At 35.7% G+C, this 14,651-nt stretch carries 14 protein-coding genes; 5 read left to right on the forward strand and 9 right to left on the reverse strand.

Annotation, left to right across the window (positions count from 1 at the left end; all coding sequences use genetic code 11):
* Window positions 1-17 precede the first annotated feature (17 nt).
* The 6 genes from BM201_RS09895 to BM201_RS09925 all read right to left on the reverse strand — a co-directional run bounded on the left by BM201_RS09895 (window position 18) and on the right by BM201_RS09925 (window position 6,453).
* Window positions 18-1,820 carry a glycoside hydrolase family 15 protein gene (locus BM201_RS09895; protein WP_092542343.1) on the reverse strand — a complete coding sequence of 601 codons (1,803 nt, stop codon included), beginning with the start codon at window positions 1,818-1,820 and terminating at the stop codon, window positions 18-20.
* A gap of 591 nt (window positions 1,821-2,411) precedes the next feature.
* Window positions 2,412-3,113, reverse strand: a complete 702-nt coding sequence (locus BM201_RS09900; RefSeq protein WP_092542125.1) for an RluA family pseudouridine synthase — start codon at window positions 3,111-3,113, stop codon at window positions 2,412-2,414.
* The gene (locus tag BM201_RS09905; protein ID WP_092542127.1) at window positions 3,113-3,610 is read right to left on the reverse strand and encodes an ASCH domain-containing protein; all 498 of its coding nucleotides are present in this window, start codon (window positions 3,608-3,610) and stop codon (window positions 3,113-3,115) included. The genes BM201_RS09900 and BM201_RS09905 overlap by 1 nt, the downstream gene beginning before the upstream one ends.
* Before the next feature lie 5 nt (window positions 3,611-3,615).
* The gene (locus BM201_RS09910; RefSeq protein ID WP_092542129.1) at window positions 3,616-4,119 is read right to left on the reverse strand and encodes a cupin domain-containing protein; all 504 of its coding nucleotides are present in this window, start codon (window positions 4,117-4,119) and stop codon (window positions 3,616-3,618) included.
* A gap of 28 nt (window positions 4,120-4,147) precedes the next feature.
* Window positions 4,148-4,966, reverse strand: coding sequence for a 3-methyl-2-oxobutanoate hydroxymethyltransferase (gene panB / locus BM201_RS09915; RefSeq protein ID WP_092542131.1), 819 nt, complete (start codon window positions 4,964-4,966; stop codon window positions 4,148-4,150).
* 353 nt (window positions 4,967-5,319) lie between these two features.
* Complete coding sequence (locus BM201_RS09925) at window positions 5,320-6,453, reverse strand: glycoside hydrolase family 18 protein (RefSeq protein WP_175487020.1); 1,134 nt, start codon at window positions 6,451-6,453, stop codon at window positions 5,320-5,322.
* Between the two features lie 84 nt (window positions 6,454-6,537).
* Between BM201_RS09925 and BM201_RS09930 the strand changes: the two genes are divergently transcribed.
* A complete protein-coding gene (locus BM201_RS09930) occupies window positions 6,538-6,990 on the forward strand; it encodes a 3-methyl-2-oxobutanoate hydroxymethyltransferase (RefSeq protein ID WP_092542137.1) in 453 nt (150 codons plus the stop codon).
* Window positions 6,991-7,009: 19 nt separating this feature from the next.
* Here the strand turns inward: BM201_RS09930 and BM201_RS09935 are convergent, their stop codons facing one another.
* Together BM201_RS09935 and BM201_RS09940 are read right to left on the reverse strand one after the other, a co-directional pair.
* On the reverse strand, window positions 7,010-7,645 hold the full coding sequence (locus tag BM201_RS09935) for a CPBP family intramembrane glutamic endopeptidase (protein ID WP_245758616.1): 636 nt from the start codon (window positions 7,643-7,645) through the stop codon (window positions 7,010-7,012).
* An 84-nt stretch (window positions 7,646-7,729) separates the two neighbouring features.
* On the reverse strand, window positions 7,730-9,154 hold the full coding sequence (locus BM201_RS09940; protein WP_092542141.1) for an L-serine ammonia-lyase: 1,425 nt from the start codon (window positions 9,152-9,154) through the stop codon (window positions 7,730-7,732).
* A gap of 241 nt (window positions 9,155-9,395) precedes the next feature.
* Between BM201_RS09940 and dnaK the strand changes: the two genes are divergently transcribed.
* The 4 genes from dnaK (at window position 9,396) to BM201_RS09955 (ending at window position 13,318) form a co-directional block, all read left to right on the forward strand.
* Window positions 9,396-11,315 (forward strand): molecular chaperone DnaK, encoded by a 1,920-nt coding sequence (gene dnaK, locus BM201_RS09945; protein ID WP_092542143.1) that lies wholly within the window; start codon window positions 9,396-9,398, stop codon window positions 11,313-11,315.
* 179 nt (window positions 11,316-11,494) lie between these two features.
* Entirely contained in the window at window positions 11,495-11,650 is a 156-nt protein-coding gene (locus BM201_RS18110) for a hypothetical protein (RefSeq protein WP_175487021.1), read from the forward strand.
* 322 nt (window positions 11,651-11,972) lie between these two features.
* Window positions 11,973-12,557 carry a hypothetical protein gene (locus BM201_RS09950; protein WP_139219191.1) on the forward strand — a complete coding sequence of 195 codons (585 nt, stop codon included), beginning with the start codon at window positions 11,973-11,975 and terminating at the stop codon, window positions 12,555-12,557.
* 104 nt (window positions 12,558-12,661) lie between these two features.
* Window positions 12,662-13,318 carry a hypothetical protein gene (locus BM201_RS09955; protein ID WP_139219193.1) on the forward strand — a complete coding sequence of 219 codons (657 nt, stop codon included), beginning with the start codon at window positions 12,662-12,664 and terminating at the stop codon, window positions 13,316-13,318.
* Between the two features lie 7 nt (window positions 13,319-13,325).
* Here BM201_RS09955 and BM201_RS09960 read toward each other — a convergent pair whose 3' ends face one another.
* Window positions 13,326-14,612, reverse strand: coding sequence for an NRAMP family divalent metal transporter (locus tag BM201_RS09960; RefSeq protein ID WP_092542149.1), 1,287 nt, complete (start codon window positions 14,610-14,612; stop codon window positions 13,326-13,328).
* Window positions 14,613-14,651 lie beyond the last annotated feature (39 nt).

Raw genomic sequence — 14,651 nt, forward strand, 5'->3', positions numbered from 1 at the left:
GCTGAAATTATACAATCTTAGCTATTATTTTTTCGATCCATTTTTTTATTCAGTTCAAGACAAGCATTAATAAGTGCCAAATGCGTTAAAGCCTGCGGAAAATTTCCAACCTGTTCACCACTTTTACTTATCTGTTCACTAAATAATCTAAGCGAATTGCCATAACCTAAAATGCGTGAAAAATTCTCGGCAGCCTCTTCGATACGATCTCCTAGCGCAAGACATTCAATGTACCAAAAAGAGCACATCGTAAAAGTTCCTTCTTCACCTTCTAAACCATCAGCATCATTTTCTGCAGCACGATAGCGATACACCAAAACATCATATTTTAATTCACGCTCAATAGCTTTAAGTGTCTTTTCCCATTTTTCGTCATGCTTATCTATAAAATGCAGAATTGGCATAAGTAGGGCAGAAGCGTCAATTTCATCTGTTCCTTTATGCTGAATAAAAGCCTCTTTTTCTTCATTCCAAAAATCAGCGTAAATGCTGTCTTTTATTTGTTTTCTAACTTTTTCCCATTTCTCTTTAGGGAAATCAAGATCGTTACCTTCAGCAAGTTTAATTCCGCGATCTAGAGCAACCCAACAGGTTAACCTAGAATGTAGAAACTCTTTTTTATCGCCTCTAATTTCCCAAATTCCGCGGTCCTTATCTTTCCAGTGTTCACACACATATTCTATATGATGTTTGATGTTTTCCCAGAAATCTTTCTTTATTGGGCCATCGTGCAAATAATAAACATATACAGCATCGATAAGTTCGCCATAAATATCTAATTGCATTTGGTTTTTGGCCTCGTTACCAACTCTAACCGGCTTACTATTTTTATAGCCATTAAAATGCTCCAGGTTTCGTTCATCTGGCGGAGTTTTACCATCGTAAGTATAAACCAGATCCATTTTATCTTTAAAGCAATATTTTTCTACCCATTTAAAAAATGATTTCGCTTCTTCTTTAAAACCGAGTTTTAAAAAGGCATACATCGCAAATGCAGCATCACGAATCCAGGTATAGCGGTAATCCCAATTTCTTTCGCCACCAATCTTCTCTGGTAATCCAAAGGTTGGTGCAGCAATTAGACTTCCTTCTTTATGAGACGTTAGCAATTTTAGGGTAATCGCAGATCTTAAAACGGTTTCTACCCAGCGACCTTTGTAGGTAGATTTGCTTACCCAATTTTGCCAGTATTTATTACTTTCTTCAAGATAATTTTCTCCAAAAGAAGGCATGTTTTCCTGTTGCTCTTCGGTTAAATGGAAATCGGTTAAAATGAAGTATGCCGATTCTCTTTCAGCTAAAGAAAATTCAGAAAAACCATCGTCCATTGAGATATATAGATCCTGGCAACTATTTAGGCATAAAAAATTATCGTCGCCCGTAGAAAAGCAAATTTCATTGCCTTTTTGTGTCGCTTTATGTCTGGTTTCGGCATGATTAAATCTTGGGTTGCATTTTACCCGGTAGGAAATATCGCCATAAGTTGTCGTGACCTTTCTTAAGAGTTTAAATTTATGATCTTTTTCATCGACCACCATCGTATCACAAATTTCACCCATACCATCCTTAGACGAAAAACGTGTAATTAAAGTGGCAGTATTGGTTACATAAAATTGTTTGTATTCCAGGTTTTCGATGAGTGGTTCTATGGCAAAACCACCACCTTTATCTTCATCTAAAATAGTGGCAAAAACTGTGGGTGAATCGAAATTTGGGAAACACATAAAATCAATGTCACCCTGCAACGACACAAGTGCTGTGGTTTGTAAGTTCCCAATAAAGCCGTAATTATTGATCTTGGTAAATTTTGTTTTCTGCATGAAATCTTCGGATAGTAAAATTTTCTCCAAATTACTTCAAGAATGGCCGATTTGAAAATCTTAATAATGCCTTTGTGAAAGATTTAATATCGGAAATCGAAATTTTAAAACAAGTTTTTGAAAAATAAGAAGCTCTTAAGAAGTGTTGAAGCCTAGTTATTGCTGCGGTTTAATTAGAATAGAGAAAATAGAGAAGTGACCAGAGATCTATTTTGAACACTAAATGTTGAAAGACTTAATTTGAAAATTATTTTTAAGCTATAGACCAAGATTGTTGATTTGAGAGATGTTTTTTAAATGCTGAAAGCTGACTGTTAGAAGCTGAAAGATTAAATTTGAAAATGTATTGATGTGCTAATTTGAAAATTATTTTTAAGCTATAGGCTAAGATTATTAATATTTGAGATGTTTTTTTAATGCTGAAAGCTGAAACATTCAATTTGAAAATATGTTGATGTGCTAATTTGAAAATAATCTCTAAGCTATAGGTTAAGATTGTAGAATTTCGTGATGTTTTTTTAATTGCTGAATGCTGAAAGCTGAATGCTAAAAGAACTGTAAACCGTCAACTGTCAACTGAAAAACTAAACCCTAAACACAAGCCTTCCAAAGCGGCTCATCTGGAACGTCAGCAATTACTTTTACAGGTTCATTTTTTACGGGATGGATAAATTCTAATTTACGAGCATGTAAATGAATCCCAGCATCCTTATTACTGCGATCAAATCCGTATTTTAGATCACCTTTTATAGGACATCCAATCGCCGAAAGCTGACTACGAATCTGGTGATGTCTACCGGTGTGTAAATCGATTTCCAATAAAAAATAATTGTTCAATTCCTTCAAGATTCGATATTCCAATATCGCTTTTTTACTATCTGGAACTTCATTTTTGTGAGCGAAAGATTTATTCTGTTTTGGATTGCGTTTTAAATAATGAACAAGTACATCTTTATCTTTTGGAGGCCTATTTTTTACCACCGCCCAATAGGTTTTTTTAGCCTCTTTTTGCTGGAACAACTTATTGAGTCTTGGTAGCGCTTTAGAAGTTTTAGAAAATAATACAATGCCGCTTGTTGGACGATCCAAACGATGCACGACACCTAAATACACATTCCCTGGTTTGTTATATTTTTCTTTTATGTACGATTTTACCACCTCACTAAGTGGTTTATCGCCGGTTTTATCACCCTGTACGATATCACCCACACGTTTATTCACGATGATCACGTGATTGTCTTCGTGTAAAACCTGTAAATTATCTTTGTTAGAAAGTAACTTATCTGTCGCCATTATTTTTTAGGATAAATACATTTAAAATATTCGCAAAAGATCATCATATTTTCATCAAACTCAGTTTCAGGAATATTTTGTTCTCTGCAATAATACGCTTTATGTACCTTTTTCCAATACGCTAAAGATTTATCTCCTTCACCTTCAATTTGGGCAAATTTAGGTGTAATTTTATTGTAGGGTATACATTCAATTTTTTCGATCTGGATCACGGCTTTTGCAACTCCATCCCAGTTAGTAACGATAAAAAGATCACCTGGTTTACTAAACTCAATTTTATTGCTTTTAAACCATTTTAGAGAAGACGCAGTTGCTTTTTTTGTTCCTTCAAGAACCAGATCTGCACATTCATTAGCGTCTTTTTGGTTATCGCAGAAATAGAACGACTCCGGAATTCCTTTTTGCTGAAATTGAGGCTGATTTTCAATAAAATCGGCCCACATTTTTTCAACCGAAACATAATTCTTAGCAACCCGATTTTCATGTTCTGTTTTCATCAGAATTATTCTCGGGTGAAATCGCTAATTAATTCTTTATGCTGAGGAAATTTTTGCGTCAGGGAATCTCGATTAGCAAGTGTGAAATCTTCAAAATCGAAACCTGGAGCCACAGTGCAACCCACAAACGAAAAATGATCTGGCTGAATAACCTTTGCTGCAAACCAATAATTTCTAGGAACTACATATTGCGGAACTTCACCGTTTTCAAGATCTCTTCCAATTTTTATTTCTGAAAGTTCTCCTGATGGTGAAATGGTATATAAAAGAAGAGGTGAGCCATCGTAAAAATGCCAAACCTCTTCCTGATTTATTTTATGAAATGCTGAAAAATTCTCTGAAGTCAGCAAAAAGTAAATACTGGTCGAATAATTTCTTTCGGTTTTAAAAGCTTCAGGCAAAGCATCAGCTTCAATAAGATCTTCACTTCGATAAACTTCCTTAAAAAAGCCACCTTCCGGATGAGCTTGTAAGTTTAAGCGATCGATTATTTTTTCCGCAGTATTCATTCAGTAGAAATCTTTTTAGCAAAAAACTTTAGTATTGCTCGTCTTCAGAAGGGAAATCACCACTTTTCACATCTTCAGCATAACGCTGAAATGCGCCTGTCATTTCGCTATAAAGATCTAGATATCTTCTAAGGAATCTCGGATTAAATTCTTTGGTCATTCCCAACATATCGTGAACCACTAAAACCTGGCCATCACAACCGTTTCCTGCACCAATTCCTATAACCGGAATGCTCACACTTTCTGCCACTTCTCTAGCTAATTTTGCCGGAACTTTTTCTAAGACTACTGCAAAACAACCTAATCTTTCGAGCATTTTTGCATCAGATTTTAGCTTTTCAGCTTCTTCTTCGTCTTTTGCTCTAACCGTATATGTACCGAATTTATAAATAGATTGTGGCGTTAAGCCTAAATGTCCCATCACCGGAATCCCGGCATGTAGAATTCGTTTAATAGACTCCTTAATTTCTTTACCACCTTCTAACTTGATAGCGTGAGCGCCACTTTCTTTCATAATTCTAATGGAAGAACGCAAAGCTTCTTTAGGATCACTTTGGTAAGTCCCAAACGGAAGATCTACAACAACCAAAGAGCGACTAATGGCATTTACAACACTTTTAGCGTGGTAGATCATGTGATCTAGCGTCATAGGTAACGTAGTCTCGTATCCTGCCATAACGTTACTGGCCGAATCGCCCACAAGAATCACATCGATTCCTGCGCCATCCATAATTTTTGCCATCGAGTAATCGTAGGCGGTAAGCATAGAGATTTTCTCTCCACGCTTTTTCATATCGACTAAAGACTTAACTGTAATTCTTTTATATTCTTTTTTAGCAACAGACATTAATCTAAGTTTTTATATGCGTAAAAATAAGGTTTTAATGAGAGACTAATTAAGATATTGTCAAGAATTTAGGGAATATGAAATCTTAAAAAGGATTGTTGAAATAAAAACCCAAGGAAACATATAGCGTGTAAATAATTGAGATTAGCGTAACAATCCAATTCCAACGCTTAATAACTACTTTGCTAATTGCGAAAACTATAAATCCTATAATCAATAAAAGCCATGGATAAATGTAAGGTATTAGAGCTCCGTGATTCGCGCTGGGGGGCATATAGGTGTTATAAGCTATGAAAAATGAAATTATAGCCGTGCAAAAAATACTTTGAAAATTAAATTTCCAGGAGTTCAATTTATTTTTTGTGATTTTCATTTTTAAGGTTTAGAAAAAGACTTTCCAAAAGTTCGCCGTCATCTGCATGATATTGCCAAAACATCACTCCGGCAAGGTTTTTAGTTTTGATAAATTCCGCTTTCTTTTTTAAGGAAATAGGATCGTCATAGGTAATAAAGATCTTGTCTTTAGCATTCCACAAAAAGGGTGCTTGCGCAGTTTCGTCCCAATAGCGATGGTATTTTCCGGTGCGTAAACTGTCTTTTAAAGCCGTATAATTTAATGAAAATGACTGCCCTGAGGTCGACTGATATAATCCGTTATTTTTAGGAGCTACCTTTTTCCAGCCACGACCATAAAACGGAACTCCTATAACAAGTTTTTTAGGGTCTGCACCGGCTTCGATATAATTTTTGACAACCTGTGCTGTACTTAGATTCTGGTTGATAGTGCTTGCTGCTGAAGTCAATAAATTAGTATGATGTGCAGTTGAAGTACTCCAATCGTCATGATAGTTATAACACATAATATTGATGAAATCTACGCTTTTTGATATACTGTCGATTTCGATATTTTCTAGGTATGCTTTATTTGCTGAAGTTGCTATGCTGAGTACATACTCCTTATTATTTTTTGCTGAAAATGAGTCTAATTTTTGTCGAATTTCAGCTAATAAAGATGTGAAATTCTTTTTATTTTCAGGAGAGAAGTATTGAGATTCATTGTTTTTTGGATATTCTAAAACCAGGTCGATACCGTCTAAATCATATTTCTTTAAAAACTGAAGCGCACTATTAGAAAATTGTGTTCTGGAGATGTCACTGCTCGCAATTTTTGGGAATTTTGGAGCGTTGGCCCATCCACCTACCGAAATTAGAAGATTTAAGGATGGATTTTTAGCTTTTAGATTCTTCAGCTTTTTAAAACGCTTGGGATCATCTTCATCTGCAATATTAATTTTCCCCTCTTCGATATTAGCAAAAGCATAATTTATATGCGTAAGCTTTTCAGCCTGAATAGATTTTTCGGCTTTTTCCATAAGGTCTCCAAAAACGTAACCTATTAGAAGCGGTTCTTTTTCAGTTTGTTGAGCAAACAGAGAACTTCCGAAGAAATAGAACGTAAAAACTAATAAGTATCTCTTAATTTTCATTAGGCCGATGTTGTAGAATGTTCTAAATTTAGAAAAAATATATACCAACTTAGGCATAGCTCTCTAATCTTAACTTTGTTTTAAATGAAACCAATTTTATATATTCTTACGCTAATTTTATCTAGCACTTTAACAGCACAATCTGAAGCTGAAAATGTAAAATCGACGATCGATTCTTTTTTCGAATCTTTTCATGCTCAGGACACTGTTGGGATGAAAGATCTTGTTTCAGAAAATGTAGTTATTCAATCGATAGGAGAGGATCAGCAAGGTAAAACGCTAGTGCATGAAACATCAATTTCTGATTTTTTAAAAGGAATTGTGAGTATTCCTAAAAATGCCAGTTTTAAAGAAGAATTGCTGGATTATCAAATCTCTATAGATGGTAATATGGCAAATGCCTGGACGCCTTATAAATTTTACTTCAAGGATAATTTTAGTCATTGTGGGGTAAATTCTTTTCAGTTGGTGAAGATCGATGGTAAATGGCAAATTATTTATATTATCGATACGCGTAGAAAAGAGGGCTGTAATTAACCAAAATCGGTTTTAGAAATTACAGAATTATATCGGTGATCTCTTCTGCTTTAGAAGAAATAATCACTACGATTCCGTTGTTCATTGCGTGCAGTAGCATAGGCCAGTATAATTCTTTATTTTGAATTTTTAATCTTCCGAAGAAATAACCTGCAATGATCCTTGGGAAGATTAGGATGAAAAGAATAAAATTAAATTCGAACCCAGATACATAATTCCACACATGTACGTAGCCAAAAATCACTGCTGAAATTATCCAAATAAAGCGGTGATATTTATGAAGCTGATATTGGAGTTTTTTCATCTTCTTTTCTGGAATTACAGATTTTAGAAATAAGAAAATGATAAATACACTTAATAGTAATAAACCATATTTTAAAAAGAGATTAGCTTCAGCAGGAATAAAAGCGAGGCTTACAAATAAGATCCAGGAACATATAAAAACCAGAATTTCGTTTTGTGAAGGTTTAATAAGACTTCTAAAAAGACATTCTTCCATGATTGGTGCGATAATCACGGCCAGGATAAAGAATACCATTGGATTATCAGTCATCATCTCGTAGATCTCGGTTTGCTTGTAGCGATCGAAATCTAATTCAGGAAAAAGATTATTTAAAACGCCCATTCCCATAAAGAACAAAAAGTAACAGGCCATCGTCAAAAAATAATGACGAAAGAGATTTTTGATCTTAGATGATAAATTATGCGCGTACAATTTAATTTTGGATTAGTAGTGAGATTAACAATCACTCAGGCTCACTTTAACTGCGAGTCCGCCTTCACTGGTTTCTTTATATTTCGAGTTCATATCTTTTGCGGTATCCCACATGGTAGCGATCACTTTATCTAACGGAACCTTAGCTTTGGTGGCATCACTTTCTAACGCAATTTCTGCAGCGTTAATTGCTTTAATCGCACCCATCGCATTTCGCTCGATGCAAGGTACCTGCACTAAACCGGCAATAGGATCACAGGTTAAGCCAAGATGGTGTTCCATAGCAATTTCGCTTGCCATTAAAACCTGTTCTGGCGTACCACCCAGCAACTCAGTTAAACCACCGGCAGCCATTGCAGAGGAAACTCCAATTTCTGCCTGGCAACCACCCATAGCGGCAGAGATCGTCGCTCCTTTTTTAAATAAACTTCCTATCTCACCAGCTACCAGCATAAAGCGTTTCATATCTTCGAAAGTAGCTTCGTGATTTTCGATCACCATATAATACATCATCACGGCAGGAACAGTGCCGGCGCTCCCATTGGTTGGTGCCGTTACAACGCGACCTAAACTCGCATTTACTTCATTTACACTTAAAGCAAAACAACTCACCCATTTAAGAATCTGGCGGAATTTAACTTCAGTATTTCTTATCGCATCGATCCAATTTTCTGGCGAATCATATTTTTCTTCACCAATAAGGCGCTGATGCATCTCGAAAGCACGTCGTTTTACACTTAGTCCGCCTGGTAAAGTACCTTCAGTATGGCAACCAATGTACATCGATTCTAACATAGTATCCCATATTTGTTTTAGACCGGCATCGATTTGCTCATCGTTTCTTAAAGAACGTTCATTTTGCAATACCAGTTGAGAGATGCTTAAATTTTCAGCCTTGCAGTAATCTAAAAGCTGATTTGCACTTTCTACCGGAAAAGGAAATTCGTTGAATTTATCCTGTTTTTTTTTCGCGTTCTTTCGGGTCTTTTTCACAACAAACCCACCGCCTATAGAAAAGAAAGATGAAGAGCATTTTTTACCATTTTTAAGGCTAGCTCTAAAGATCATCCCGTTTGGGTGAAAATCGAGAAATTTGCGATTAAATTTTATATCGGTTTCGTAATTGAAAGGAATATCTAGTTCTTTATTAAGAGGAAGGAATCCTTTTTCTTTTATTGCTGAAATTTCAGTTTCAATTAAAGAAATATCCATGGTAACAGGATCGTGACCACATAATCCTAGCAAAGTTGCAATATCTGTAGCGTGACCTTTTCCTGTTAATGAAAGAGAACCATAAAGATCGATATGTATTTTTTCAACAAGCTGAAAAGTTTCTTTTGCTTTAAGCTCTGCAATCCATCGCTGTGCAGCGCGCCATGGCCCAAGAGTGTGAGAACTTGATGGGCCAACGCCAACCTTCAACATGTCGAATACACTAATACATTCCATACCGAAAAATTATGCGGACAAATGTATAATTTCAGGAACAGATTCAGAAATAAAAAAGCATTTGTGACTGCCTATTTATACACAGTTATAAAGTTATTCTGAAAAATTTGCATTGATTTTAGCCTAAAATAAAGCTGTTTAAAAATGTTTCTGCCAACCTGTCATAAGTTTTTTGCTGGCATAAAGATTGACTTTTAGAGAGCGAAACAATGAATAAAAAATTAAATCAACGTATAAAGTTATGAGTAAGATAATTGGAATTGACTTAGGTACAACTAACTCCTGCGTTTCAGTTATGGAAGGTAACGAGCCTACGGTAATCCCTAATGCCGAAGGTAAGAGAACAACCCCTTCTGTAATTGCTTTTGTAGAAGGTGGTGAAATCAAAGTTGGAGACCCTGCAAAAAGACAGGCTGTAACCAACCCAGAAAAAACGATCGCTTCTATAAAAAGATTCATGGGAAATAAATTTTCTGAATCTGAGAGAGAAGCAGGACGTGTAGCATATAAAGTAAAAAAAGGAGACAACGATACTCCTCGTGTAGATATCGATGGGCGTCTTTACACTCCACAAGAACTTTCAGCAATGATTCTTCAAAAAATGAAGAAAACTGCTGAAGATTATTTAGGACAGGATGTGACTGAAGCTGTAATTACAGTACCAGCATATTTTAATGATTCTCAGCGTCAGGCTACAAAAGAAGCTGGTGAGATCTCTGGTCTTAAAGTTAGACGTATCATTAACGAGCCAACGGCAGCTGCACTGGCTTACGGTTTAGATAAAAAATCTAGTGATCAAAAGATCGCAGTTTATGACCTTGGTGGTGGTACTTTCGATATTTCTATCCTTGAATTAGGAGACGGAGTTTTTGAAGTATTATCAACAAATGGTGATACACACCTTGGTGGTGACGATTTTGATGAAGTGATCATCGACTGGTTAGCAGATACATTCCAAAAAGCTGAAGATATCGATCTTAGAAAAGATCCTATGGCGTTACAACGTCTTAAAGAAGCTGCAGAGAAAGCGAAGATCGAGTTATCGTCTTCTTCTCAAACAGAAATTAATTTACCTTATGTTACTGCTACTGCTAGTGGACCAAAACACTTAGTTGAAACTTTAACAAGATCTAAGTTCGAGCAATTAGCAGCAGAACTAGTAACAAGATCTATGGAGCCAGTAAAGAAAGCGCTTCAGGATGCTGGTCTTTCTAAAAGTGATATCGACGAGGTAATTTTAGTAGGTGGTTCTACTCGTATTCCTAAAATTCAGGAAGAAGTAGAAGGTTTCTTCGGAAAAAAACCGTCTAAAGGAGTAAACCCAGATGAGGTAGTATCTATTGGTGCTGCAATTCAGGGTGGTGTATTAACTGGTGATGTTAAGGATGTATTGTTATTAGATGTTACTCCACTTTCTTTAGGTATTGAAACTATGGGTGGTGTAAACACTAAATTGATTGAAGCGAATACAACAATTCCTTCTAAAAAATCACAAACATTCTCTACCGCAGCAGATAATCAGCCTTCAGTAGAAATCCACGTGTTACAAGGTGAGCGTCCAATGGCGGCAGATAACAAAACGATTGGTAGATTCCATTTAGATGGTATTCCACCAGCGCCAAGAGGAACACCTCAGATCGAAGTAACTTTCGATATTGATGCTAACGGTATTATTAAAGTAAGTGCTACAGATAAAGCAACAGGAAAATCTCAGGATATCCGTATCGAGGCTTCTTCAGGATTAACGGAAGAAGAAATCGAAAAAATGAAGCAGGAAGCTGAAGCAAATGCAGATGCCGATAAGAAAGCGAAAGAAAAAGTAGATAAGCTTAACGAAGCAGACGGAATGATCTTCCAAACTGAAAAGCAATTAAAAGAGTTTGGTGATAAACTTTCTGACGATAAGAAAAAGCCTATCGAAGATGCTTTAGAAGAGCTTAAAAAAGCTTACGAAACTAAAGAATTAGAAACTATTTCTCCTGCATTAGACAAATTGAATGAAGCTTGGAAAACAGCTTCAGAAGAAATGTATAAAGCACAAGCTGAAGCTCAGGGAGGCGCTCAACAAGAAGCAACCGGAGCTGAAGGAGGACAAGCTGGAGGCGGTGAAGCCAAAGGTGGAGACGATGTAGAAGATGTAGATTTTGAAGAAGTTAAGTAAGCAGCGAACAGATTTTTCTTTATAAAATCTTGTGAATCGCTTATCCCGAACTTGATTTGGGATCTTCAAAATTGAATATTATATCTGAATAAAAAAAAAGCCGCTGATTTTCCAGCGGCTTTTTTTATACGCAACCTTTTAGAATTTTTTGCATCTAAGTAAGAAACCAATAAAAAATTATGATCAGAAAACTACTAATTTTGGTTTTAGCATCTTGTTCAGACGATGATGATACTAATTGTACCGGTGGATTAAATGAAACTTGGTTTACTAATTATAAAGCTGAACTGAACTCAAATTGCGGAACTGAAGTATCAATTTTTAGAGGTGATTAACAGGGACAGACTGTTTACTATGAATTAATCACGGATGGTAGAGCGAATTTTCAAGCGATGATAACATTTTACAACTGCAACGGTAATGTTGTAGCCGAATTAACTGCAAAAGAAAGTAATGCGTAATTAGAAAATGAAGGCCGGGATGATATAAAGGTTTTTACCTGCTCTTCTTCAGATTAAACGATAAAACAGTGATGTCCACTTTTCCATACTTTAACTCACTTAATTTAGACGCTTTGTACAGATTCTTTAGTGTTAAAAAACTAGTACTTTTTAAATAAATACTTAAAAATATCAGAAAACTAAATTCAGATTACAGATGAAAAAACTTTTACTTCTTGGCGCATTTTTGTGCCTTACACTTTCTTGCAGTAATGACGACGATGATTCAATAGATTTTCGATATGAATCATATAATTTGAGCGTTGGTTCTTTAAATAATTGTACAAAGCTTGAAATCGCTTGCCCTGTCGGCGTTAATTGTGACGAGAACTATTATTATCGCGCTTATAGTTATACGGATGAGCGTTTTCAAATTTATATAAGTTTCGATGCAGACATCATTAAAAGTTTTTCCGAAGAAAGTATTCGTAAAAATTTTCGATATATAAATTTTGTATTCCGTTTTCCGGAGCAATCGAGCGAAACTGTAAGCTATCATTATAGTACACTAGATCCTATTAGAAAATTAGATGAAATTACTGAAGAAGGAGCTAATTTCAGAATTAATAGTTTTGAAAATGGAGTTTTAAATGCAACAATATCTGGATATACCAATAGGATTTCAAAAATAATAATTTCAGATGATCCAGATTGTAGTATTGGTGACGTTCGGGGTATGTGTGGGGAAAATATTGAGGCGGATATTAATTATAGCATCGATTTAAGTTTTTGTTTAGAGTAAACTCCGGAAAATGATTTGGGATGAAATCATTGATTTTCAAGTAGCTTTTTTTATACGCAACCTTTTAGGGTTTTTTGAATCTAATTAGAAATCAATCAACTGTTTTGATCAAAAAACTATCAATTTTAGCTTTTTCCATTTTACTACTTTCTTGTTCCCGTGACGATGATGGGATCGAAGTCTATTTTAACGATTTTGAAGCAATATCTGCAGCCTATCCATTTTCTGATATTCAGACTGATGAGCAAATTACCTATTTTGAATATATCCAGTCAATGCCAGATTTTGAAGATCCAGCTGATCCAACTTCATTAGTATATCGCAATAACGTACTTTTTTCTTTTGGTGAAATTTGTTCAGCTCCTGATTGTTTAACGACATTTAATAATTTACAAGCAGATGCTGGTTTTATTGTTGGATGCTTGCCATCATATTGCTTTTATTACATTAAATATCAGACACAAGAAGAAAATCTTGTAGTTGCTTCTAAAGAGGATCTTCTTAATTTTCTTGGAGAAATTGATTCACCAGGTGAAGCCTTACTTGTCGCAAGAGCTAATGCTTATTATTGGGCTGTAAATGATAAAAACAGTGGTGCTGTTAAAGAAACTCAAGATGGTTTCGAATTAATTGTAATGCAAACGGTAAGCTATTGTTTGCCTTTTCAAACAAACCGATTTCATCTTAAAGTAGATCGCGAGGGAAATGTCACCATAGTTTCTGAAGAGATTGCAGAGGTAGACGAAAATGCCTGCGTTTAATTGGTTTCTACATTAAAAAATTATAGCCTAAATAGGCAATATTGAATACCAATAGCATCACAAAACAAATGATCGTAAATATTCTGTAATTTTTACCCGGCCTATCGGTTTCTGGCATTTCCTGGCCGGTAACCAGTTTATAATTAAACCAGGCGAGAATTGGGGCAGACAAAAATGATAAACCAGCGGCAAAATCTACCAAAATGGTAAATGATCCCGAAGTAAAATAAAGAATCGCCAACGAAAGTATAGGGATTATAAAAATCGATATTCGATAAAATTGCCATCTTTTTTTACGATTATCAGCTTCAGTAGAAATAGAATTTTCTGGGTGAAATAATTCAGAAATAACCCTTGGGTAAGCATCAGTGACCGTAATCACGGTGCTCAACATTGTTACAAAAGCAGCAATGGCGATAACCGGTTTACTCCATTCTCCTAAAGTTCTTCCGTAGAGATTAATAAGTTGCGATGAAAATTCTACACTATTACTGCTAAAACTTTCTCCACTTCCAAACATCACCAAAACGCCTAGCAGGAAGAATAAAATTCCAATAAAACAAGCCGAAAAATAACCAATATTAAAATCTAAAAAAGCGCCTTTTAGATTAAGTTTTTCTTTATTTTCATGCGCTTTTTCTTTAGTCCAGATCGAATGCCAAACGGCAGCATCTAATGGAATAGGCATCCATCCCATAAAAGCGATGATAAATCCCAGGCTGGCTGTTGTCCATAAAGAAGGAATTTCGACAGTTTCTATCGGTTCTTTTTGAATTCCCAAGGCCATGCAAACCGCTGCCAAAGTTGCAAGCGTAAGTAAGCTTACAATGATCTTCATACTTTTATCTAGTCCGGGATATTTCCCGATCAGCAATAACGCTATGCTTGCTCCAAAAATGATAAAACTCCACGTAAAAGGGGAGAGCCCGAAATTAAAAAGTCGTTCTGCCAAACCTGCCGTTACGATAGTTACCGCTGCCTGGATAATAAACATACTGGCTACCGTAATAAAAATGAATAAATAATACGGAATCTTACCTAGCTGTTTATAGCCGGCAATTAAATGCTTCCCGGTTCCCGCGACATAACGAGGACCAAATTCCAAAAAGGGATATTTAGAAATACAAGCTAGCAACAAGGCCCAAATAAGAATATAACCATAATCGGCGCCGGCTCGGGTAGATTGAACCAAATGAGAAACGCCAATTGCGGCTCCTGCAAGTAAAAACCCCGGACCGATATTCTTTAAAATTGAAGTCTTTTTTGTTCTTTTTGCTATTTGCTGTGATTCCATCGTGGTTCTAGATCATATCTGGCGAAAATATTTAAAATA

Source organism: Zunongwangia mangrovi, assembly GCF_900112105.1.
Taxonomy (GTDB): Bacteria; Bacteroidota; Bacteroidia; order Flavobacteriales; family Flavobacteriaceae; genus Zunongwangia; species Zunongwangia mangrovi.

Excerpts from the sequence above, each read along its gene's own strand:
- BM201_RS09910 (WP_092542129.1), bottom strand. The coding sequence starts at position 4,119 with ATGAATACTGCGGAAAAAATAATCGATCGCTTAAACTTACAAGCTCAT.
- dnaK (WP_092542143.1), top strand. The coding sequence starts at position 9,396 with ATGAGTAAGATAATTGGAATTGACTTAGGTACAACTAACTCCTGCGTT.
- BM201_RS09930 (WP_092542137.1), top strand. The coding sequence starts at position 6,538 with ATGAAACCAATTTTATATATTCTTACGCTAATTTTATCTAGCACTTTA.
- BM201_RS09940 (WP_092542141.1), bottom strand. The coding sequence starts at position 9,154 with ATGGAATGTATTAGTGTATTCGACATGTTGAAGGTTGGCGTTGGCCCA.
- BM201_RS09895 (WP_092542343.1), bottom strand. The coding sequence starts at position 1,820 with ATGCAGAAAACAAAATTTACCAAGATCAATAATTACGGCTTTATTGGG.
- panB (WP_092542131.1), bottom strand. The coding sequence starts at position 4,966 with ATGTCTGTTGCTAAAAAAGAATATAAAAGAATTACAGTTAAGTCTTTA.
- BM201_RS09950 (WP_139219191.1), top strand. The coding sequence starts at position 11,973 with ATGAAAAAACTTTTACTTCTTGGCGCATTTTTGTGCCTTACACTTTCT.
- BM201_RS09925 (WP_175487020.1), bottom strand. The coding sequence starts at position 6,453 with ATGAAAATTAAGAGATACTTATTAGTTTTTACGTTCTATTTCTTCGGA.
- BM201_RS09900 (WP_092542125.1), bottom strand. The coding sequence starts at position 3,113 with ATGGCGACAGATAAGTTACTTTCTAACAAAGATAATTTACAGGTTTTA.
- BM201_RS18110 (WP_175487021.1), top strand. The coding sequence starts at position 11,495 with ATGATCAGAAAACTACTAATTTTGGTTTTAGCATCTTGTTCAGACGAT.
- BM201_RS09935 (WP_245758616.1), bottom strand. The coding sequence starts at position 7,645 with ATGGCCTGTTACTTTTTGTTCTTTATGGGAATGGGCGTTTTAAATAAT.
- BM201_RS09905 (WP_092542127.1), bottom strand. The coding sequence starts at position 3,610 with ATGAAAACAGAACATGAAAATCGGGTTGCTAAGAATTATGTTTCGGTT.
- BM201_RS09960 (WP_092542149.1), bottom strand. The coding sequence starts at position 14,612 with ATGGAATCACAGCAAATAGCAAAAAGAACAAAAAAGACTTCAATTTTA.